Source organism: Streptomyces sp. NPDC047853 (genome assembly GCF_043204535.1).
Lineage (GTDB): Bacteria > Actinomycetota > Actinomycetes > Streptomycetales > Streptomycetaceae > Streptomyces.
In genome coordinates this window covers 171,706-192,278 of the sequence record NZ_JBIDCI010000012.1, presented here as the reverse complement: position 1 = coordinate 192,278, position 20,573 = coordinate 171,706, and the positions used below count along the sequence as shown (strand labels likewise).

Below are 20,573 nucleotides of genomic sequence, written 5' to 3'. Positions count from 1 at the left end.
GGGCCGTCTCAGCCGACGTCCGCCGCCGGAGCCGCCGTCGCCGTGCCGTCCTGGGCGGACGAAGCAGAGGAAGCAGAGGAAGCAGAGGAAGCGGACGGGGCGGCCACGGTGCCGAAGACCGGTGGCGCGGGGCGGTCCCGTTCGGCCAGGCGGCGGACCAGGAGCAGGAGCGGCTGGGTGAACAGGGTCGTGGCCAGGGCCATGAAGACCAGCACGGTGTAGAGCGGGGGACTCAACAGTCCGGCCTGCAGGCCCGCGTTGAGCGCGATCAGCTCGGTGAGCCCCCGGGCGCTGAGCAGTACGCCGACGGTCCGCGCGTCGTCCCGGTCCAGTCCACCGAGCCGGGCCGCGACCGTCCCGCTGCCGATCTTCGTCGCGACCGCCAGGACGGTCACCACCACCAGGGCCGTCCAGCCCGTGCCGTCCATGGTGTTCAGCGCCACCGACTGCCCCGAGATCACGAAGAAGAACGGCAGCAGCAACGAGCTGACGTCGTGCAGCGGTCGCAGCAGGTCCGGATCGAGGGTGCCGTCCTCCTCGCGCGGGACCACCACCCCGGCCAGCAGCGCACCGAAGATCACGTGCAGCCCGAGGGAGTGCGTCACCCACGCCGACCCGAGGGCGAAGCCGATGAGCAGCGCGAGCCGCAGCGAGGGCTCCATCCGGGTGCCCCACAGCAGCCGGCGCAGGACCGGCCGGGCCGCGAGCGCCATCACGGTGACGAAACCGACCGCGAGCGCCGCCCGCCAGGGCCAGTCCAGCGCGGCTCCGCCGCCGCCCCCTTCCATCAGCGCCGCCGCCAGGACCGTCCAGCAGACCGCGTCCAGCACGCCGGCCGCCGAGACCGCCACCACACCCGGCACCGAACGGGAGAGTCCGTTCTCGCGCACGATGGCCGTCAGTACGGGCACCGCCGTTATCGACAGGGCCACCCCGGCGAAGACCACCATGGCGGGGTCGGGGTCTCGGGGCATGCCCAGGTCGTGCAACTGCTCCCGGAACAGCAGCGCGCCCCCGCAGCCGGCGGCCATCGGCACCACGAACGACGCCAGCGCCACGGTCAGCGAGGTACGGGCCCGGGCGCCGAGGATCTTCAGGTCCAGCTCGTAACCCACCGCGAAGAGGAAGACCACCAGCGCGAACTGCGCGAAGCCGGTCAGGGCCGGGCCGATCTCCGGCGGGAAGAGCGAGGCATGGGCGTCCGGCGCCAGCGCGCCGAGCAGGGACGGGCCGAGCGCGATGCCCGCCGTCAGCTGGCCGACGATGTAGGGCTGCTTCAGCCGTCGGGCCAGCCAGCCGGCCGCGTGGGCGGCGACCAGGACGAGAGCCGAGGCACCCACGAAATGCGTGATCAACGCGTCAGGGCTCATGAGGTCTCCCCGTTGGTCCGGTGGTCATCCGGTTGCAGACGTGTTCGACGGTCGCCCGTGCGACGATCCCGTGTTCGGAGCCTTCCCCGCGCCGGAGCCCCAACTTTCCTAGAATAAGGCGCAATTGACGAAGCAACGGAAGTCGTACACGGACTTTCACCGGGGTCACGGGGGGCACATGACGGCGGTTGTCTTCATCCACGGCACAGGGGTGCGCGAACCGGGCTTCTCTGCGCTCGCGGGGCGCTTCTCCGCCGGAGTGACGGCCCTGCGCGGCGGGCTGCGCGTGGTGCCGTACTACTGGGGCGGCGAGCACGGGGCCGCCCTCGCCGCCGGGGGCGCGAGCCTGCCGCCGGTCTCCGGCGCCGGCCGGGGCCCCGGCGCGCCGGACGCGGCCGAGGACGACACGGCCGCCTGGGCCGCCCTCTACGCCGACCCGTACGCCGAACTGGCCCTGGCCGCCGGTTCCCTGCCCGCGGCCGAACTGCCGCCCGGTTCGCTGTCCCTGGACCAGCCGGTCCGGGAACGGCTGGCCGCCCTCGCCGCCCAGGGCGACGCGCCGGCGGCCGAGCTGGGCCCGGGCCTGGGACGCGCCGCCGCCGACCTCGCCGCCCACCCGCTGCTCGGCGCCGCCGCCGCGGCCCTCGCCCCGGACGACCTCCCCGACCTGGCGGCCCGTTGCCTGACCGCCCAGGTCGTCGCCGGTGCCCTCGACGCCGACGCGCCCCTCGTGCCGGTCGGCGCCACCCGGGACGCCGTCGCCGACCGGCTCGCCCTGACCCTCGGCGCACCGGCCCCCGGCACGGAACGCGGGGTGCGCTCGCTGGCCCTGCGGGTCGCGGGCTCGGCCGCCTCCCGGGCCGTCGTCCGCCGCCGCCGTGCCCTCACCGAGGCCGCCCATCCGGCCGCCGGGGACGTCCTGCGCTACCTCAGCCGCGGCGAGGCGGTCCGCGCCGGACTGCGCGACCTGCTCGCCGGGCTGGAGCCGCCCGTCGCGATCGTCGCCCACAGCCTCGGCGGCATCATCGCCCTGGACACCCTGGTCCTCACCCCGCTGCCGCAGGTCCGACTGCTGGTCACCGCCGGCTCCCAGGCGCCGTTCCTGTACGAGTCGGGGTCGCTGCCCTCCCTGGAGCACCCGGCGCCCCTGCCCGACCACGTCCCCGAGTGGCTGAACCTGTACGACCCCCGCGACCTGCTCTCCTACCTGGGCGCCGGCCTGTTCCCGGGCCGGGTCACCGACATCGCCGTCGACAGCCGCCAGCCGTTCCCGGCCGCGCACAGCGCCTACTGGACCAACCCCGACGTGTACCGGCACCTGGTGGAGCGGCTGCCGTGACCGGCCCGGTCGCGGCAGGGGCGGTGGACCCGGCGCGCGTGCACGCCCTCGTCGTCGGCGTCGAGGCGTACGACGCGGGCGCCGGCTGGGACCTGCCCGGGCCCGCCCGGGACGCGGTCCGCTTCCACCGCCTGCTGCGCGCCGCCGGCGTACCGGAGGCCAACCTCCGCCTGCACCTCGCACCGTTGCCGCCGTACGTCCCCGAGACGCCGTACGCGCCGGCCGACCACGCCACGCTGCGCCGGGTACTGGTCCGCGAACTGCCCGCGGTGCGGGGCGACGTGCTCTGGGTGTGGTGGGGCGGGCACGGCGTCCTCGACCGGTCCGGGCGCCTGCGGTTGTTCTGCGCGGACGCCACCACCGACGACAAGCTGGGCATCGACCTGGACTCCGCGCTCGAACGCTACGCCGGGGACGCCGTGCCCGGCCTCGCCGACCAACTGTGGGTCGTGGACGCGTGCGAGACCTTCGAGGAGGCGCTCGCCTTCCGGGAGCCGCTGCCGCCCGACGGACTGCCCGTCGGGCGGCGCAGCACCGCGCACCGGCAGACCGTGCTGCGGGCCGCCGGACGGGGCCGGACCGCCGCCAACGACCCCGCGCGGGCCACGGGCCTGTTCTCCGACGTCCTGCTGGCCCTGCTGGACGACCGGACCGCCGTACTGCCCTCCCCGCCCGATGCGGAGGAACTGTTTCCGGCCGTGCGAACGCGTATCGCCGCCCTCAGGGACGCGGGTCGTACTCTGCAGTATCCCGAGATCCGGCTGCAGGGCCCCGAACGCACCGAGATCCTCACCTCGGCGGACCTCGACGGCGGGGAGCGGCGGACCTCCCCGCTGCTGCGGGCCGTGGACGCCCTCCTCGCCTACCCGCTGATGAGCGACCCGACCGAGCGGCAGACGGTGGTCGCCGCGCTGGGCCCCGGCGTCACCGGCACATTGCCGCGTCACAGCAAGGCCCGCACGGACGCGGCCGGAATTCTCGCCGGCCTCGCCCGGCACCGGCCGCAGGCGCTGTGGGACCTGTTCGACGCGGTGCTGTCCGTGGACGACGACCCGGAGCTGAGCGCGGAACTCGCCGAGGCGTTACGGCAGTTGGAGGCCTCGTCCCGGTCGAGGCGGACGCGCCGATGATCGGTGGCGTGATCGTACGGTTTTCGGCAAGGGCAGGAACGGCCATGATGGAGTAAGACACGGTGTCATCGCGTGCCACCGTGCGAGAAGGGGGAGCATCTTGGATCAGCCGCCCGCTCTGCATCATGCCGTGACCGCCGCCCGGGACCCGGCCGCTCGTACGCGCGCCGTCTGGGAGTCGGACCTGGCGGACGTCGCGGCGCTGCCCTTGTCCGCTGTGGACGGTCTCACGCCGCTCCGCCCTTCCGTCCGCCTTCTCGAAGAGGTCCTGCGCGCACGCGGCAGCATCCGGGGCGGCGGCGAGGGCAGCGGCGGTGGCAACGGTGGTGCCCGAGCCGACTAGCCGACACCCGCCCTACGGCAGAGCCCGACGCGGCCGTGCGCCCGCCGGGCCGTCCGTGTGTCCGCACCCGTAACCGGAGGTCCCCGCTCATGACCAGCGCCCCGCGTCCCGCTCCGTTCCGGATGCCGGACCGGCTCTTCGCGCAACTGGCCGCGGGGGGCGGTTCCCCGGAGGCCGTCGCCTTCCTGGAACGCGGGGAACGGGCACGGCGGTTGCTCCTGCTGCGCACACTGCTGGACCGGCTGGCGGAGCTGCCCACGCCCCTGACGCCGGTGGCCCAGGCCTGGGCGACGTTCAAGGAGGCCGCCGAGCGGGCGCCCGAGGCGGTCGACCGGCTGCTGCTCGCGCCGACGACCGGCGGCTGGATCGCCCACATGCTGCGCCGTGTGCACGGCACCGCGACCGGGCCGCCGTTGTGGGCGGAGGCCGGCCGGCTGAACGTCCTGGCGATCACCGCCTCCCTGCACGCCGGTACGGAGCGGACCCTCACGGTTCCCGTCACCGACGGCGGACTGCACCTGCCGGGCCTGGGCACGCTCCGCGTCCCGGACCGGGCGCCGGGCCCCTCCGTCGCCCGTGCGGCGACGAAAGCGGGCGAACTCACCTTCTCCGGCCCACCGCACCACGACGGGACCCGGACCCTGGTGACGTGCCGTCCGACGACGGCACCGGCGCGGTACCTCCGCCATGACGGGCTCCGCCCGGAAGGACCCGAGCCGGAAGGCCCCCGGCCGGACGGTCCCCGACGGAGCCCGCCCGAGCCGGACGCCTCCACGGAGCGGCGTACGTCCGCCCCGGGGCCCGTGGGCGGCCGGCGCGCACCCGAGCCGGCCGTGCTCTCGCAGCGCCCCGGCCCGCCGGCGGCCGCCGCCGTGGCCGCGGGCCCCTGGCTCCCCCTGCGCACCCTCACCCACACCACCCCCGCGGGGCCGGTCGCCATACCGCTGGACGACCTCGACCCCTACCGCGACCTCGACGACCCGGTCCCGCCCGCCCGGCTCGACGCCGACGAGGCGGCCGAGTGGCAGCGGATCTTCGACGGTGCCGTCGCGCTGCTCGCCGCCACCGGCGCCGCACCGGGCCCGGGACGGCTCGACCCGGCCCTGATACGCGCCGTCGTGCCGTACGGCCGTACCGCGCTCAGCCCGCCCGCCCCGCCGACCGTCCGCGTCTCCGCCTCCAGCGGCGACTCCTTCGGCGCCATGCTGATCTCCCGGCCCGGATCCGCGCTCGCCCTCGCCGAGACGCTCGTCCACGAGTTCCAGCACAGCAAACTCGCCGCGCTCCTCCACCTCTTCCCCCTCCTCGACGACGACCGCGAGGAGCGCTACTACGCCCCCTGGCGCGCCGACCCGCGCCACCTCACCGGGCTGCTGCACGGCGCGTACGCCTTCACCGGCGTGGCCGGCTTCTGGCGGGACCGGCTGGCCGAGCCGGAGCACGCCGAGGCCGCCGCCTACCACTTCGCGCTGCGCCGTCTGCAGAGCCGGCTGGTCGTGCGGACGCTGCTGACCAGTGGCCGGCTCACCGCTGCCGGCCGGCGGCTGGTCGGCGGCCTCGCCCGGACCCTGGACGGCTGGTTGCGCGAACCCGTCGCCCCGGCCGCGCTCGCCCGGGCCCGTACGGCCGCGGCCCTGCACCGCACGCAGTGGCGGCTGCGCAACATCGCGGCGGTGGAGGGGCCGGACGGCGCCCTCCGGTTCCGCCCGGACCGCGTCTTCTGGCCGGACACCCGCACCCACGCCTTCGCCACCCGTCCGGCGGCCCCCCTCGCCCCCGACGAGCACCTCGCCGCCGGTGACGCGGCCGCCGCGCTGGACGGCTACACCGAGGACCTCGCCCGCGACCCGGCCGACGTCCACGCCCGGTCCGGCTGGATCGTGGCCCGCGCCGCTCTGGACCCGGGCCCCGCCACCCGCCGCACCCTTGCCCGCCCGGAACTGCTCCAACCGCAGCCCGGTCGCTGAACCGGGACGCACGGGTCTGCCCGAGCCGGGGGTGAACAGGCGCCCGAATGGTCAGGATGGAGGCATGGGATTCCACGTCGACTCCGAAGCCGGGCGGCTCACCCGCGTCATCCTGCACCGGCCGGATCTCGAGCTCAAAAGGCTCACCCCCAGCAACAAGGACGCGCTCCTCTTCGACGACGTGCTCTGGGTGCGCAGGGCGCGCGCCGAGCACGACGGGTTCGCCGACGTGCTCCGCGACCGCGGGGTCGCCGTGCACCTCTTCGGGGACCTGCTCACCGAGACCCTGGACCTCCCGGCCGCGCGGCGGCTGGTCCTGGACCGGGTCTTCGACGAGAAGGAGTACGGAGTGCTGGCCACGGACCATCTCCGGGCCGCCTTCGAGACCCTGCCCGCGGGCGAGCTGGCCGAGGCGCTGGTCGGCGGCATGACCAAGCGCGAGTTCCTCCAGGCGCACCCGGAACCGACCTCCGTGCGCTTCCACGCCATGGAGCTGGACGACTTCCTGCTCGGCCCGCTGCCCAACCACCTCTTCACCCGCGACACCTCGGCCTGGATCTACGACGGCGTGTCCATCAACGCCATGCGCTGGCCCGCCCGGCAGCGCGAGACGGTCCACTTCGAGGCGATCTACCGGCACCATCCGCTCTTCCGCGACGAGGACTTCCGCCTGTGGTCGGAGGGCCAGGCCGACTACCCGTCCACCATCGAGGGCGGCGACGTCCTGGTCATCGGCAACGGCGCCGTGCTCATCGGCATGAGCGAGCGGACCACGCCCCAGGCCGTGGAGATGCTCGCCCACAAGCTGTTCGCCGCCGGCTCCGCCCGCACCATCGTGGCCCTGGACCTGCCCAAGCGGCGGGCCTTCATGCACCTCGACACGGTGATGACGATGGTCGACGGCGACACCTTCACCCAGTACGCCGGGCTCGGCATGCTCCGCTCGTACACCATCGAGCCGGGCGCGGGCGACAAGGAGCTGAAGGTCACCGACCACCCGCCGGAGCACATGCACCGCGCGATCGCCGCCGCCCTCGGTCTGAACGAGATCCGGGTGCTCACCGCGACCCAGGACGTCCACGCCGCCGAACGCGAGCAGTGGGACGACGGCTGCAACGTCCTGGCCGTCGAGCCCGGCGTCGTCGTCGCCTACGAACGGAACGCCACCACCAATACCCACCTGCGCAAACAGGGCATCGAGGTGATCGAGATCCCGGGCAGCGAGCTGGGCCGGGGCAGGGGCGGACCGCGCTGCATGAGCTGCCCGGTGGAACGGCAGGCCGTATAAGAATTCTGTTGCTCGTATACTGTTCCAGAGTCACCGTCCCCGTACCCCTGGAGCGCCCCCATGGCGACAGTCCCGACCGCCCTCGCCGGCCGCCACTTCCTCAAGGAGCTCGACTTCACCGCGGACGAGTTCCGCGCGCTGGTCGAGCTGGCCGCGGAGCTGAAGGCCGCCAAGAAGGCCGGGGCCGAGACGCCGTACCTGCGGGGGAAGAACATCGCGCTGATCTTCGAGAAGACCTCGACGCGCACGCGCTGCGCGTTCGAGGTCGCGGCCGCCGACCAGGGCGCCTCGACGACGTACCTCGACCCGGCGGGTTCGCAGATCGGCCACAAGGAGTCCGTGAAGGACACCGCGCGCGTGCTCGGCCGCATGTTCGACGGGATCGAGTACCGGGGTGACAGTCAGCAGAAGGTCGAGGAGCTCGCGGCCTTCGCCGGGGTGCCCGTCTACAACGGCCTGACCGACGACTGGCACCCGACCCAGATGCTCGCCGACGTGCTCACCATGACCGAGCACAGTGACCGCCCCCTCACCGGGATCTCCTTCGCCTACCTCGGCGACGCCCGCTTCAACATGGGCAACTCCTACCTGGTCACCGGCGCCCTGCTCGGCATGGACGTGCGGATCGTCGCCCCCGAGTCCTACTGGCCGGCCCAGGAGGTCGTCGACCGGGCCAGGAAGCTCGCCGAGTCGAGCGGGGCGCGGATCACGCTCACCGAGAGCGTGGCGGAGGGCGTGGCCGGCGCCGACTTCGTGGTCACCGACGTCTGGGTCTCCATGGGCGAGCCCAAGGAGGTCTGGGCCGAGCGCATCAAGACCCTCGGCCCGTACGCGGTGACCATGGACGTCCTGCGCGCCACCGGGAACCCGGACGTGAAGTTCCTGCACTGCCTCCCCGCCTTCCACGACCTGGGGACCAAGGTCGGCCAGGAGATCTTCGAGGCCCACGGCCTGGAGTCCCTCGAGGTCACGGACGAGGTCTTCGAGTCCGCGCACTCGGTCGTCTTCGACGAGGCGGAGAACCGGCTGCACACCATCAAGGCGGTCCTGGTCGCCACGCTGGCCTGACCGGATCGCCGCCCCGACTCGACCCGACCGGATCGCCTCGCCGCCCCACCCGGCGGCCGGTCGGCCCTGTCGTACGGCCGACCGGCACCGTTATATTGACCGGCGGCCCCGGAGCCACCCCTTCCGGAGCCGTCGGCCGCGACCACCGTCGCGCCCCCGCACCACCAGAAACGAGCACCACCCGCAATGCCCGCTTCCCGTATCAAGTCCCCCCACCAGCTCGTCGCCGAATCCGGCGCCGACCGCGAAGGCCACGGCCTGAAGCGCACGATGGGACTCTTCCAGCTGGTCTGCTTCGGCGTCGGCGCCATCGTCGGCACCGGCATCTTCGTCGGCCTCTCCGACTCGGTGGCCGAGGCCGGACCGGCCGTCGTCGTCTCCTTCGTGCTCGCCGCGATCACGTGTGTGTTCACCGCGTTCGCCTTCGCCGAGCTGGGCGGCGCGATCCCGGTCTCCGGCTCCTCGTACTCCTTCGCCTACGCCGGACTCGGCGAGCGGACCGCCTTCCTCGTCGGCTGGTGCCTGCTCCTGGAGTACGGCGTGTCCGTCTCCGCGGTCGCGGTCGGCTGGAGCCAGTACGTCAACGAGCTGCTGGACGGCGTCCTCGGCCTGCGCCTGCCGGAGGCGCTCTCCGCGGGACCCGGCGACGGCGGCGTGGTCAACCTCCCCGCGGTGATCGTCATCGCCCTGGCCTGCGTCCTGCTGGTCCGCGGGGTGCGCGAGAGCGCCCGCGCCACGGCCGCGATGGCCGTGCTCAAGCTGGCCGTCCTCCTCGCCTTCTGCGCGATCGGCTTCCTCGCCTTCGAGGACGGCAACCTCAGCCCGTTCTCGCCGGCCGGTCTCGGCGGCATCGGCGCCGGCACCACGGCCGCCTTCTTCTCGTACATCGGCTTCGACGCGATCACCACCGCCGGTGAGGAGGCCAAGAACCCGCGCCGGGACATCCCCGTCGCGATCCTGGTCTGCATCGGCCTGGTCACCGTGCTCTACTGCGCGGTCGCCGTGGCCGCGATCGGCGCCGTCGGCGGCGACGCGGTCGGTGACCGGCCCGCCGCGCTGTCCTACGTCGTCAACGAGGTCACCGGCTCCACGATCGGCGGCGGGGTCGTCGCCTTCGGCGCGGTGGTCGCCATCGCCTCGGTGGTGCTGGCCGTGATGTACGGCCAGACCCGCATCCTGATGTCCATGTCCCGCGACGGCCTGATCCCGCGCGTCTTCCAGAAGGTCTCCCCGCGCACCGCGACGCCGGTCGCCGGCACCCTGATCGTCGGTGCGGTCTTCGCCCTCCCGGCGGCCTTCGCCCCGCTGGACGCGGTGGTCAACCTGTGCACCATCGGCACCCTGGCCACCATGGCCGCCGTCAACGTCGCGGTGATCGCGCTGCGCCGCCGGGAGCCGGGCCTCGCCCGTACCTTCCGCGTGCCGCTGTACCCCGTGACGCCGCTGCTCGGGGTCGGCTTCTGCCTGTACCTGATGTACGAGACGGGTGGGGCGACCTGGCTCCAGTTCGCGGTGTTCCTCGCGGTGGGCCTGCTGGTGTACACGGCCTACGGGCGCCGGCACTCCCGGCTCGCGGAGGCCGGCGAGCAGGTCACTCCGGGGAGCGACGCGGAGCGGGTACGGCAGGAAGCCTGAACCAGACCGCCTTGCCGGACCCGGTGGGGCGGTGCCCGCAGGACGAGCTGAGGGCGCGGATCAGCAGCAGGCCGCGCCCGTGCTCCTGCCACGGGTCGGGCGGCTCCTTGTCCGGGCGGGTGAGGTCGCCGGGCGGCGACGGGTCCGGGTCGTGCACCTCGACCTGGCAGCCGGTCGGCAGCAGCTCCACGACCAGCTCTATCGGCGACCCGCCGGCGGTGTGCTCCACGGCGTTCGCGACCAGTTCCGCCGTGAGCAGCTCCGCGGTGTCGCCGTCGGCCGTGTGCTCCAGCTCGGCCAGGGCCGTCCGCACCAGGGCGCGGGCGACCGGCACGGCCGCGGCGGAGTGCGGCAGCGCGATGCGCCAGGATGCGGGGGCTGGGATGCGATCGTGCACGGCGAGTCCGTTCTGGAGCAGGCGGTCCTGTCCTGCTTTCAACTTTATGAATGGTACGGGTCCGGTCGGCAGAGCCCTTCGACGGGCACCGTGCGGGACCTTCGACCCCGCCGAGGGGCGGCGTACCCCGTCGGACTCCGCGCTTCACGCGGACGATCCCATCGTTACCACCTCAGCGACGGCCTGTGACACATCGGCTATCGCGTGCTCGTGACGACGGTCACGGATGGGTGATAACTTCGAGGGGCAGTGCTCGGTGATGCCGCGCCCGCCCCAGGAGGCCGCCCGTCATGAGTCCCTTCACCGGATCCACCGCCCCCACTCCCGCGTGGCGGCACCTGCGCGTCGATCTGACCGACGGCGTCGCCACCGTCACCCTCACCCGCCCCGACAAGCTCAACGCCCTCACCTTCGGCGCCTACGCCGACCTGCGCGACCTGCTCGCCGAGCTGTCCCGGGAACGGTCCGTGCGGGCCCTGGTGCTGGCCGGTGAGGGCCGCGGCTTCTGCTCCGGCGGCGACGTCGACGAGATCATCGGCGCGACCCTGTCCATGGACACCGCCCAGCTGCTGGACTTCAACCGGATGACCGGCCAGGTGGTGCGGGCGGTACGGGAGTGCCCGTTCCCGGTGGTCGCCGCGGTCCACGGGGTCGCCGCCGGGGCGGGCGCGGTCCTCGCCCTGGCCGCCGACTTCCGTGTCGCCGACCCCTCCGCCCGCTTCGCCTTCCTCTTCACCCGGGTCGGCCTCTCCGGCGGCGACATGGGCGCCGCCTACCTGCTGCCCCGGGTGGTGGGCCTGGGCCATGCCACCCGGCTGCTGATGCTCGGCGAACCGGTGCGGGCGCCCGAGGCCGAGCGGATCGGCCTGATCAGCGAGCTGACGGACGAGGGCCGCGTCGACGAGGCCGCCCGGGCGCTCGCCCGGCGCCTGGCCGACGGCCCGGCCCTGGCGTACGCCCAGACCAAGGCCCTCCTCACCGCCGAGCTGGACATGCCGCTGGCGGCGGCGGTGGAGCTGGACGCCTCGACGCAGGCCCTGCTGATGACCGGCGAGGACTACGCCGAGTTCCACGCGGCGTTCACGGAGAAGCGGCCTCCGAAGTGGAACGGACGATAGGGATGCGCACCCCAGGGGCGCGGGAAACCGCGCGACCGGCCACGTCGCACCCGCACCCGCACCCGCGCCCGCTCCCGCTCCCGCACGACGAGGGCGGCCACCCCCTGCGCGTCGCGGTCATCGGCGGCGGCCCCGGCGGCCTCTACACCGCCGCCCTCCTCAAACGCCTCGACCCCGGGCGCCGGATCACCGTCTGGGAACGCAACCCTCCCGACGTCACCTTCGGCTTCGGCGTCGTCCTCTCCGACGAGACCCTGGGCGGCATCGAACACGCCGACCCGGTCGTCTTCGAGGCCCTCGCGCGCCACTTCGTCCGCTGGGACGACATCGACGTCGTCCACCGGGGCACCCGCCACACCTCCGGGGGGCACCGCTTCGCCGCCCTCGGCCGCCGCCGTCTCCTGGAGATCCTGCACGACCGCTGCCGGGCCCTAGGCGTCGAGCTGCGCTTCGGCGCCGAGGCCCCGCCCCCGGACCGGCTGGCGCGGACGCACGACCTGGTCGTCGCCGCCGACGGCGTGCACAGCGCCACCCGCGAGGCCTACGCCGATGCCTTCGGACCCCACCTCACCAGTCACCGCTGCCGCTACATCTGGCTGGCCGCCGACTTCGCCCTCGACGCCTTCCGCTTCGAGATCGCCGAGACCGAGCACGGCGTGATGCAGCTGCACGGCTACCCGTACGCGCCGGACGCCTCCACGGTCATCGTGGAGATGCGCGAGGAGGTCTGGCGGGCGGCCGGCTTCGACGGATCGGACGAGGGGGAGTCGGTCGCCCGCTGTGCCAAGATCTTCGCCGACACGCTGGGCGGCCGACCGCTGAAGTCCAACAAGTCGGCGTGGACGACCTTCCGCACCGTCGTCAACGACCGCTGGGCGCACGGCAACATCGTCCTCCTCGGCGACGCCGCCCACACCGCCCACTTCTCCATCGGCTCGGGCACCAAGCTGGCCGTGGAGGACGCCCTGGCGCTCGCCGCCTGCCTCCAGGAGCGGCCGGCCCTCCCCGAGGCGCTCGCCGCCTACGAGGCGGAGCGGCGCCCCGTCGTCGCCTCCACGCAGCGGGCGGCCCGGGCCAGCCTGGAATGGTTCGAGGACCTGCCCCGGTACCTCGGCCTGCCGCCCCGCCGGTTCGCCTTCAACCTGCTCACCCGCAGCCGCCGCGTCACCCACGAGAACCTGCGGCTGCGCGACGCCCGCTTCACCGAGTCCGTCGAGCGCGAGTTCGGCTGCCCGCCCGGCACACCCCCGATGTTCACCCCGCTGCGGCTGCGCGGCCTGACCCTGCGCAACCGCGTCGTCGTCTCCCCGATGGACATGTACTCCGCCACCGACGGCGTGCCCGGCGACTTCCACCTGGTCCACCTGGGGGCCAGGGCCCTGGGCGGCGCCGGACTGGTGATGACCGAGATGGTGTGCGTCAGCGCCGAGGGCCGCATCACGCCGGGCTGCGCGGGCCTGTACACCGGACGGCAGGGCGAGGCGTGGCGGCGGATCACGGACTTCGTGCACGCCCAGGCGCCCGGCACCGCCATCGGCGTGCAGCTCGGGCACAGCGGGCGCAAGGGCTCCACCCGGCTGATGTGGGAGGGCATCGACGAGCCGCTGCCGGACGGCAACTGGCCGCTGGTGGCACCGTCCGCGCTGCCGTACAAGCCGGGCAGTCAGATCCCGCGCGCCCTGTCCCGGGCGCAGCTGACCGACATCAGGGAGCAGTTCGCGGCCGCCGCCGCACGGGCCGCCCGAGCCGGCTTCGACCTGCTCGAACTGCACTGCGCCCACGGCTACCTGCTCTCCGGCTTCCTCTCCCCGCTCACCAACCACCGCACCGACGCCTACGGCGGATCACCGGAGAAGCGGCTGCGCTTCCCGCTGGAGGTCTTCGACGCCGTACGCGGGGTGTGGCCGCAGGAGCGGCCGATGACCGTCCGGATCTCCGCGACCGACTGGGCCGAGGGCGGCATCGGCGGCGAGGAGGCCGTGGCGATCGCCCGGGCCTTCGCGGCCCACGGCGCCGACGCCGTCGACGTGTCGACGGGGCAGGTGGTGGCCGAGGAGCGGCCGGAGTACGGGCGGTCGTACCAGACGCCCTACGCGGACCGCGTCCGCAACGAGGCGGGCGTCCCGGTGATCGCCGTCGGCGCGATCTCCTCCTGGGACGACGTCAACTCGCTGATCCTGGCCGGACGCGCCGACCTGTGCGCCCTGGCCCGCCCCCACCTCTACGACCCGCACTGGACGCTGCACGCGGCGGCCGAGCAGGGCTACGAGGGGCCGGGCGTCGTGTGGCCCGCGCCCTACCGGGCGGGCAGCCGTCGTCCGGTGACCGGGCGCACCGACGCGCCCAGACCCCGGCTCACGCTGCGCGGCGCAGCTCAGGACGTGTAGCCACGGGCCGCGGACGCCGCCCGCAGCGGCTCGGGGATCGCGTCGTCGGCGGGCAGCGCACGGCCGGGCTGGACGGTGCCGGTGCGGATGTTCTCCCGCCAGTCGCCGAGGCCGCGGACGAGTTCGCCGCCCTTCCTCGCGCCGTAGTGCAGCGTCGCCGGTGCGTAGTCGAGGCCGACGAGGGTCGGAGGAGGCTGAGGGTTCCCTGATCGCGGCGGAGTGTGACACGGGTCACTGTTCGGGGCGGTGTGGGGGCTCCGGCGTCACGTAGAGGGCGCCCGCGTCGCGCAGCCGCTCGTGCAGGGCCCGGAAGACGGCCGCCGAACGGGCGCCGGGCCAGTCCGCGGGGAGCAGCCCGGCGGGCAGCCCCGGGTCGGCGTACGGCAGGTGGCGCCAGGAGTCCAGGGCGAGGAGATAGTCGCGGTACGCCTCCTCGGGCGGGGTGTCCGTACGGCGCTCCCAGTCGTGCAGCACGCGCGCGTGGCGCTCCAGGAACGCCTCGTGCTCCTTGGCGATCGCCCCCAGGTCCCACCAGCGGGCCACCGCCTCGGCGGTCGGCGTGAACCCGAGGTGCGCGCCGCGGAAGAAGTCCACGTAGGCGTCGAGGCCCAGGCGGCCCAGCGCGTGCCGGGTCTCCTCGTACAGCCGGGCCGGGGCGATCCACACGCCGGGGGCCGCGGTGCCGAAGCCCAGGCCGGCCAGGCGGGAGCGGAGCACGTGCCGCTTCTGACGCTCCGACTCCGGCACGGAGAACACGGCCAGCACCCAGCCCTCGTCCTCGTAGGGCGCCGTGGCGTAGACGCGCCGGTCGCCGTCGTCGAGCAGTTGCCGGGCCTCGGCGGACAGCTCGTACCCGGCCGCGCCCCGTGCGGTACGGGCGGGCAGCAGCAGCCCGCGCCGCTTCAGCCGCGACACCGACGAGCGTACGGACGGAGCGTCCACCCCGACCGCGGCCAGCAGCCGGATCAGCTCGGCGACGGGCACCGGACCCGGCAGGGAACGGCCGTAGGCGCCGTAGAGCGTGACGATCAGGGACCTGGGGGCGTGCTGCGCGTGCTGCTCGGACACGTTGATCATCTTATGTCGTCGGCATCACTCCTGGTCACCCTGGGCACGGCCGGGCGGTGGGAGGAGCCGGTAGCGCTGGAGCTTGCCGGTCGCCGTGCGCGGCAGCGCGTCCGGGAAGAGGATCTCGCGCGGGCACTTGTACGGCGCCAGCTCGGCCCTGAGGAACGCGCGCAGCGCGTCGGCGTCCCGCTCGGCGCCCTCCCGCAGCACCGCGTGCGCCACCACGACCTGCCCGCGGTGCGCGTCGGGCCGGCCCACCACCGCGGCCTCCACGACGTCCGGGTGCCGCAGCAGCGCGTCCTCGACCTCCGGCCCGGCGATGTTGTACCCGGCGGAGATGATCATGTCGTCGGCGCGTGCCACGTACCGGAAGTACCCGTCGGGCCGGCGGACGTAGGTGTCCCCGGTGATGTTCCAGCCGCCGCGCACGTACTCCCGCTGGCGCGGATCGGCGAGGTAGCGGCAGCCCACCGGCCCCCGCACCGCCAGCAGTCCGGGCTCCCCGTCGGGCACCGGCACGCCGTCCTCGTCCTGCACGCGCGCCTGCCACCCGGGCACCGGCACGCCCGTCGTACCCGGCCTGATGTCCCCGTCGGCCGCGGAGACGAAGATGTGCAGCAGCTCGGTGGCCCCGATGCCGTTGATGATGCGCAGGCCGGTGCGCTCGTGCCAGGCCCGCCAGGTGGCCGCGGGCAGGTTCTCGCCCGCGGAGACACACCGCCGCAGACAGGTCACGTCGTACCCGTCCAGCTCGTCGAGCATCGCGCGGTACGCGGTCGGCGCGGTGAACAGCACCGACACCCGGTGCTCGGCGACGGCGGGCAACAGCTGCCGGGGACCCGCCTGTTCGAGCAACAGGGCGCTGGCCCCGGCCCGCATCGGGAAGATCACGAGCCCGCCGAGCCCGAAGGTGAAGCCGAGCGGCGGACTGCCCGCGAAGACGTCCTCCGCGCGGGGGCGCAGGACGTGCCGCGAGAAGGTGTCGGCGACCGCCAGCACGTCACGGTGGAAGTGCATGCAGCCCTTGGGGCGGCCGGTCGTGCCCGAGGTGAAGGCGATCAGCGCCACGTCGTCGGCCGCCGTGTCCACGGCCGGGTACGGCGTGTCCGGTGCCGTCCCGCCCTCCGCGCGGGCCAGCAGGTCGTCGGGCGCGTCCCCGCCGTACGTCGTGATCCGCAGCCCGGGGATCTCCGCCTTGGCGAGGTCGTCGACGGCCCGGACGTCGCACAGCGCGTGCCGCACCCGGGCGATCTCGCCGATCGCGCGCAGTTCGTGCGGGCGCTGCTGGGCCAGCACGGTGACCGCCACCGCCCCCGCCTTCAGCACCGCCAGCCAACAGGCGGCCAGCCACGGGGTGGTGGGGCCGCGCAGGAGCACCCGGTTGCCGGGGACGATGCCCAGTTCGCCGGTGAGGAGGTGGGCGAGCCGGTCGACGCGGGCCCGCAGCACCCCGTAGCTCCAGCTCTCCCCGGAGGCCGTGCGGAAGACCGGGCGGTCCGCGGGCGGGCCGGTGAGCAGCTCGGCGGCGCAGTTCAGCCGCGCGGGGTAGCGCAGTTCCGGCAGGTCGAAGCGGAGTTCGGGCCACTGGTCGGGGGGCGGCAGGTGCTCGCGCGCGAAGGCGTCGACGTGGGCCGAGCGGTGCGGATCCGCGCGGTGCGGGTCTGCCATGGCGGTTCGCCCCCTTTGTCGTGGTGGGCTCGCGCAACGAGCGTATCGTGTTGGTGACGACAGTCAACGGTGCGCGATAACCTCGGGTGCGGCCCGGTGGGGCAGGGGAGCAGGGGAAGGGACCGGCGATGACCGCATTCTCGCTCGAACCGGCACAACTCGCCTGGTGCGCCGAGCTGCGCGCCCTGGCCGCCGAGCGGCTGCGCCCGCTGGCCGACAAGGGCGAACCGGGCCGCGTCAACCGCGCCCTCGTCACCGAACTCGGCACCCTCGGCCTGCTGTCGCGCCTCTTCACCTCGGGCGCCCTCGACCTGTGCCTGATGCGGGAGTCCCTCGCCCGGGCCTGTACGGAGGCGGAGACCGCCCTCGCCCTCCAGGGCCTGGGCGCCCACCCGGTGCACGCCCACGGCACCGAGGCCCAGCGGGCCCGCTGGCTGCCCCGCGTCGCCGACGGCAGCGCGGTGGCCGCCTTCGCCCTCAGCGAGCCCGACGCCGGCTCGGACGCGGCGGCACTCAGCCTGCACGCGGAACGCGACGGCCGCTCGGGCTGGCGGCTCACCGGGGAGAAGTGCTGGATCTCCAACGCCCCCGAGGCCGACTTCTCCACCGTCTTCGCCCGCACCACGCCCGGCGCCGGCGCCCGAGGCGTCACCGCCTTCCTGGTGCCGGCCGACCGCCCCGGCCTGACCGGCACCCCGCTCGACATGCTGTCCCCGCACCCCGTCGGCGCCCTTGCCTTCGATGCCGTTCCTGTCACCGCCGACGACGTCATCGGTGAACCCGACCGGGGCTTCCGGGTCGCCATGGGCACCCTCAACCTGTTCCGCCCCAGCGTCGGCGCCTTCGCCGTCGGCATGGCGCAGGCGGCCCTGGACGCCACCCTCGCGCACACCAGCTCCCGCGACGCCTTCGGCGGCAAGCTGCGCGACCTCCAGGCCGTCTCCCACCAGGTCGCCGAGATGGCCCTGCGCACCGAGGCGGCCCGGCTGATGGTGTACGCCGCGGCGACGGCGTACGACGAGGGCGCCACCGACGTCCCCCGGCGCGCCGCGATGGCGAAACTCCTCGCCACCGAGACCGCCCAGTACGTCGTGGACCAGGCCGTCCAGCTGCACGGCGCCCGTGCCCTGCGCCGCGGGCACCTGCTCGAACACCTCTACCGCGAGGTGCGCGCCCCCCGCGTCTACGAGGGCGCGAGCGAGGTGCAGCGCGGCATCATCGCCAAGGAGCTCTACCGCGCCGTCAACGCGACGAAGGAGACCGGGACATGACCGTGGAACGGGTGAACCCGTCCGAACTCTCCCCACCGACCGGCTTCTCCCACGCCGTCACGACCACGGGCACCCGCGTCGTCTTCCTGGCCGGGCAGACCGCCCTCGACGCCGGCGGCAAGGTCACCGGCGACACCCTTCCCGCCCAGTTCGAGAAGGCCCTCGCCAACCTCCTGACCGCCCTGCGCGCGGCCGGCGGCACCCCCGCCGACCTCGCCCGGGTCACCGTCTACGCCACCGACGTCGCCGCGTACCGCGCGCACGCCGCCGACCTCGGCCGTGTCTGGCGCGAGCTGGCGGGCCGCGACTACCCGGCGATGGCGGTGGTGCAGGTCGTACGTCTGTGGGACGAGCGGGCGCTGGTGGAACTCGACGGGTTCGCCGTACTGCCGTAGGCCCCCCCGCGGTGCGCGCAGGTGCGGGCAGGTGCGGGCGCCGGGGGCCGGGCCGGGTTCAGGCGGCCATCGCCAGGCGCCCGGCGGGCACCCGGCACGGTGCGACCACGCGCCCGTCGGGCAGCAGCTCGCCGGTGTCGTCGAAGACGATCGAGCCGTCGCACAGCAGGGTCCAGCCCTGCTCGGGACGGGCGGCGACGACGTGCGCGGCGCCGGCCCGCGCGGCGGGGGAGTCGGCCGCGGAGCGGGAAGACCGGTGGGTACACATGGCGCACCTCCACATCGGAGGACCGTCCCGTCGTCGGGACCGTCCCTCGTACCGACCGTGCGCCCGGTCGCACCGCGCCGCCAACCCCCGGGCGCCGAGCGTGACAGGACCCGGACGAGCCGGCGACGGTTCCACGACGGCCGACGCGGACTCGCCACCGAGCGGGTGACGGTCACTCCGGGCGGCCCGTGCGCCGGGTACCAGTGGAACCCCCCATTCCGTCCGACCGGGAGGTTCTCCATGCCCGTACGATCCGCGGCCCTCGCCGCCGCCGCCGGCGCCGCCCTGCTGCTGGCCGTCCCCACCGCCACGGCGGCCACCCACGACGCCCGCCAGGTCACGGAGTCGGTGACCGTCGACCCGACCGGCCGTATCGCCGCGGACGGCAGCGTCACCCTGTCCGGGACCTACCGCTGCGCCGCCGGCACCGGCCCCGTCTTCGTCAGCTCCTCCGTGAGCCAGGGCGACCCGTCCGTCCGCTACGGCATCGGCGGTACCCGAGCGGTGTGCGACGGCCTCGAACACCGCTGGATCAACACGGGCACGCCCTCCCAGGACGCGCTGGAGCCCGGCGCGGCCCGGGTCGAGGCCACCTTGATGGAACTGCGCACCACGGGGATCCTGCCGCTGCCGAGCTTCCACGCACGGCATGGCCAGGACGTGACGCTGGTCGAGGGCTGACCCTCACCGCCACCGGCCCCGCACCACCCGGGCGCGGGGCCGGGCCCGGGTGGTGCGCACGGCGACCGTCAGGACCGCCGCCCCGGCCCCCCGCCCGGCCTCGGCGTGCGCGCGGGCCGCATCCGCTGGTGCGGCAGGGACACCGCCTCCGGACCCGCCGCGTCCGGGTCCGCCGCCTCCGCCGACCCGTCCCCGGCCTCCGGTGAGGGCGCGGGGCGCTGACGGTGACGCGGCAGCGCACGCCGGGGCGGACGGGTGAGCGTGATCTGACGGACGATCTGCTGGAAGCACACCAGCGACGCCAGCCCCGGGAGGGCGGCCGCCGCGCCGTCGCTGAGCGTTCTGGGCGCCTGCGCGATGCACAGCAGCATCGCGATCGCCGAGAACAGCAGCACCACGGCCCAGGAGTGGACCGCGCGGCGCTGGTGCAGCGCCGACCGCAGCACGGCCAGCGACGCCACCAGCCAGGGCCCGTAGACCAGCAGGGGCCACCACGACACGACACCGGCACGGGTGCGGGTCACGGCGGCCAGGCGCAGCGGTTCGTAGGCCACCATGCCGCCGAACAGACTCACGGAGGCCGCGATGACCGCGGCGAGGGCCGCCACGAAGAGACTCGCGGCACGCAGGCGGCTCACTTTTCTGCGAATACGGCGGTGGCTCGTGGGGAATTCCCGCAGCGGCGGAAGTTCGGCCGTGATTTCCTGCAGATTGCCCAGCGGCGTACCCGGCACGGGGGTGATCACCGACGTGTCCGCCGTCCCCTGAATGACGGTGGCCTGCTGGTCCATCGCGTCCTGGAGCAGGAACGCGAGCTCCTCGGCCGGGTCCCAGCCGGGTTCCGGCGGGACCAGCGCCTCCTGCGGCGGCCCCTCCGGCGCGCGGTGCCGGCCGGTGCCGGAGGAGCGGAACGAGCCTTCCCCGTACGCCATGTGATGGTGCATCTGTTCCTCGTGCATGACGCCCCCGGTCACTCCGACGCGGTGGAGGTGCGGGTTCCCTGGGACCGGCGCCACCGCTCCGCGAGGCCGGCCTCCAGCTCGGTCATGACGTCCAGGAAGCGCTGGAGCACGGGCTCGGTCACCCGGAGTGGCACGGGAAGCCCGCCTCTGGTCAGAGTTCCCTCACTCGGTGACGGGCAGTGATCTCTGCCGGGCCGGTAAACGTATGGCCCAAGCGT

At 74.3% G+C, this 20,573-nt stretch carries 19 protein-coding genes; 12 read left to right on the top strand and 7 right to left on the bottom strand.

Features of this window, described 5'->3' with window-relative positions; all coding sequences use genetic code 11:
* Positions 1 to 8: 8 nt before the first annotated feature.
* Entirely contained in the window at positions 9 to 1,370 is a 1,362-nt protein-coding gene (locus ACGF5T_RS23175; protein WP_366767859.1) for a cation:proton antiporter, read from the bottom strand.
* Between the two features lie 178 nt (positions 1,371 to 1,548).
* On the opposite strand from ACGF5T_RS23175, the gene ACGF5T_RS23170 reads away from it, so the two are divergent.
* From ACGF5T_RS23170 to ACGF5T_RS23140, 7 genes are all read left to right on the top strand, one after another.
* Positions 1,549 to 2,709 (top strand): hypothetical protein, encoded by a 1,161-nt coding sequence (locus tag ACGF5T_RS23170; RefSeq protein ID WP_356612038.1) that lies wholly within the window; start codon positions 1,549 to 1,551, stop codon positions 2,707 to 2,709.
* Entirely contained in the window at positions 2,706 to 3,839 is a 1,134-nt protein-coding gene (locus ACGF5T_RS23165) for a caspase family protein (RefSeq protein WP_366767860.1), read from the top strand. The genes ACGF5T_RS23170 and ACGF5T_RS23165 overlap by 4 nt, the downstream gene beginning before the upstream one ends.
* Positions 3,840 to 3,969: 130 nt before the next feature.
* Positions 3,970 to 4,182, top strand: a complete 213-nt coding sequence (locus ACGF5T_RS23160; protein WP_361009185.1) for a hypothetical protein — start codon at positions 3,970 to 3,972, stop codon at positions 4,180 to 4,182.
* 89 nt (positions 4,183 to 4,271) lie between these two features.
* Positions 4,272 to 6,149 carry an HEXXH motif domain-containing protein gene (locus tag ACGF5T_RS23155; RefSeq protein ID WP_366767861.1) on the top strand — a complete coding sequence of 626 codons (1,878 nt, stop codon included), beginning with the start codon at positions 4,272 to 4,274 and terminating at the stop codon, positions 6,147 to 6,149.
* Positions 6,150 to 6,213: 64 nt separating this feature from the next.
* Positions 6,214 to 7,437 carry an arginine deiminase gene (locus tag ACGF5T_RS23150; RefSeq protein ID WP_366767862.1) on the top strand — a complete coding sequence of 408 codons (1,224 nt, stop codon included), beginning with the start codon at positions 6,214 to 6,216 and terminating at the stop codon, positions 7,435 to 7,437.
* 60 nt (positions 7,438 to 7,497) lie between these two features.
* The gene (gene argF, locus ACGF5T_RS23145) at positions 7,498 to 8,505 is read left to right on the top strand and encodes an ornithine carbamoyltransferase (protein ID WP_366767863.1); all 1,008 of its coding nucleotides are present in this window, start codon (positions 7,498 to 7,500) and stop codon (positions 8,503 to 8,505) included.
* A gap of 186 nt (positions 8,506 to 8,691) precedes the next feature.
* Positions 8,692 to 10,140: an amino acid permease gene (locus ACGF5T_RS23140; RefSeq protein WP_366767864.1), complete on the top strand. Its 1,449-nt coding sequence runs from the start codon at positions 8,692 to 8,694 to the stop codon at positions 10,138 to 10,140.
* Here ACGF5T_RS23140 and ACGF5T_RS23135 read toward each other — a convergent pair.
* Positions 10,097 to 10,579: an ATP-binding protein gene (locus ACGF5T_RS23135; protein WP_356612024.1), complete on the bottom strand. Its 483-nt coding sequence runs from the start codon at positions 10,577 to 10,579 to the stop codon at positions 10,097 to 10,099. The two genes, ACGF5T_RS23140 and ACGF5T_RS23135, sit on opposite strands and share 44 nt — an antisense overlap.
* A 248-nt stretch (positions 10,580 to 10,827) precedes the next feature.
* Between ACGF5T_RS23135 and ACGF5T_RS23130 the strand changes: the two genes are divergently transcribed.
* Together ACGF5T_RS23130 and ACGF5T_RS23125 are read left to right on the top strand one after the other, a co-directional pair.
* Positions 10,828 to 11,655, top strand: coding sequence for an enoyl-CoA hydratase family protein (locus ACGF5T_RS23130; protein WP_361009200.1), 828 nt, complete (start codon positions 10,828 to 10,830; stop codon positions 11,653 to 11,655).
* A gap of 2 nt (positions 11,656 to 11,657) precedes the next feature.
* Entirely contained in the window at positions 11,658 to 14,042 is a 2,385-nt protein-coding gene (locus tag ACGF5T_RS23125; protein ID WP_366767865.1) for a bifunctional salicylyl-CoA 5-hydroxylase/oxidoreductase, read from the top strand.
* A 231-nt stretch (positions 14,043 to 14,273) separates the two neighbouring features.
* Here the strand turns inward: ACGF5T_RS23125 and ACGF5T_RS23120 are convergent, their stop codons facing one another.
* Together ACGF5T_RS23120 and ACGF5T_RS23115 are read right to left on the bottom strand one after the other, a co-directional pair.
* Positions 14,274 to 15,119, bottom strand: coding sequence for a PaaX family transcriptional regulator C-terminal domain-containing protein (locus tag ACGF5T_RS23120; protein ID WP_366767866.1), 846 nt, complete (start codon positions 15,117 to 15,119; stop codon positions 14,274 to 14,276).
* 15 nt (positions 15,120 to 15,134) lie between these two features.
* Positions 15,135 to 16,841: an AMP-binding protein gene (locus ACGF5T_RS23115; RefSeq protein ID WP_366767881.1), complete on the bottom strand. Its 1,707-nt coding sequence runs from the start codon at positions 16,839 to 16,841 to the stop codon at positions 15,135 to 15,137.
* A gap of 65 nt (positions 16,842 to 16,906) precedes the next feature.
* On the opposite strand from ACGF5T_RS23115, the gene ACGF5T_RS23110 reads away from it, so the two are divergent.
* Together ACGF5T_RS23110 and ACGF5T_RS23105 are read left to right on the top strand one after the other, a co-directional pair.
* Positions 16,907 to 18,049: an acyl-CoA dehydrogenase family protein gene (locus ACGF5T_RS23110; RefSeq protein ID WP_366767867.1), complete on the top strand. Its 1,143-nt coding sequence runs from the start codon at positions 16,907 to 16,909 to the stop codon at positions 18,047 to 18,049.
* A complete protein-coding gene (locus tag ACGF5T_RS23105) occupies positions 18,046 to 18,444 on the top strand; it encodes a RidA family protein (RefSeq protein WP_361009212.1) in 399 nt (132 codons plus the stop codon). The genes ACGF5T_RS23110 and ACGF5T_RS23105 overlap by 4 nt, the downstream gene beginning before the upstream one ends.
* Before the next feature lie 58 nt (positions 18,445 to 18,502).
* Here ACGF5T_RS23105 and ACGF5T_RS23100 read toward each other — a convergent pair whose 3' ends face one another.
* Positions 18,503 to 18,712: a DUF5999 family protein gene (locus ACGF5T_RS23100; RefSeq protein WP_366767868.1), complete on the bottom strand. Its 210-nt coding sequence runs from the start codon at positions 18,710 to 18,712 to the stop codon at positions 18,503 to 18,505.
* A 240-nt stretch (positions 18,713 to 18,952) separates the two neighbouring features.
* Here ACGF5T_RS23100 and ACGF5T_RS23095 point away from each other — a divergent pair, with 240 nt between their 5' ends.
* Entirely contained in the window at positions 18,953 to 19,393 is a 441-nt protein-coding gene (locus ACGF5T_RS23095; protein WP_361009216.1) for a DUF6299 family protein, read from the top strand.
* Positions 19,394 to 19,461: 68 nt separating this feature from the next.
* On the opposite strand, the gene ACGF5T_RS23090 is transcribed toward ACGF5T_RS23095, so the two are convergent.
* Together ACGF5T_RS23090 and ACGF5T_RS23085 are read right to left on the bottom strand one after the other, a co-directional pair.
* Positions 19,462 to 20,352 carry a hypothetical protein gene (locus ACGF5T_RS23090; RefSeq protein WP_356612011.1) on the bottom strand — a complete coding sequence of 297 codons (891 nt, stop codon included), beginning with the start codon at positions 20,350 to 20,352 and terminating at the stop codon, positions 19,462 to 19,464.
* An 11-nt stretch (positions 20,353 to 20,363) separates the two neighbouring features.
* Positions 20,364 to 20,489, bottom strand: a complete 126-nt coding sequence (locus ACGF5T_RS23085; RefSeq protein WP_366767869.1) for a hypothetical protein — start codon at positions 20,487 to 20,489, stop codon at positions 20,364 to 20,366.
* Between the last annotated feature and the right edge of the window lie 84 nt (positions 20,490 to 20,573).